The sequence below is a fragment of the candidate division WOR-3 bacterium genome (assembly GCA_026418155.1).
GTDB lineage: Bacteria > Hydrothermota > Tepidihabitantia > Tepidihabitantales > CAIPLT01 > JAOABV01.
The window spans coordinates 248-808 of record JAOABV010000097.1 but is presented as its reverse complement, the minus strand read 5'-3'; the positions used below and the strand labels follow the sequence as shown (position 1 = coordinate 808).

The window sequence follows — 561 nt, the reverse complement described above, 5'->3', positions numbered from 1 at the left end:
GACCTATCCGAAAAATTTATAGAAAAATTTAAAAATAAAGTAGCTTGGAATAAAATTAGTAAACACCAAAAATTATCTGAAAAATTTATAGAAAAATTTCAAGATAAAATAGATTGGATTGAAATTAGCGCTAATCAAGACCTATCCGAAAAATTTATAGAAAAATTTAAAAATAAAGTAGCTTGGAATAAAATTAGTAAACACCAAAAATTATCTGAAAAATTTATAGAAAAATTTCAAGATAAAATAGATTGGATTGAAATTAGCGCTAATCAAGACCTATCCGAAAAATTTATAGAAAAATTTAAAAATAAAGTAGCTTGGAATAAAATTAGTAAACACCAAAAATTATCCGAAATATTTATAGAAAAATTTAAAGATATGGTGGATTGGTATGAAATTAGTATACATCAAAATCTATCCGAATGTTTTATAGAAAAATTTAAAGATAAAGTAGATTGGAAAGCTATTAAAAAATATCAAATTTTATCCGAAGCATTTAAAGAAAAATTTAAATCTTATCTAGGAAATTAATATGAATTATACTAAAGAAGAATTATC

Annotated in this window: 1 protein-coding gene; it reads left to right on the top strand. The window is 21.4% G+C overall.

Annotated elements, in window-relative coordinates:
* Positions 1-534: hypothetical protein (locus N2201_07465; GenBank protein ID MCX7786036.1), on the top strand; the 534-nt coding region annotated here is incomplete at its 5' end.
* Positions 535-561 lie beyond the last annotated feature (27 nt).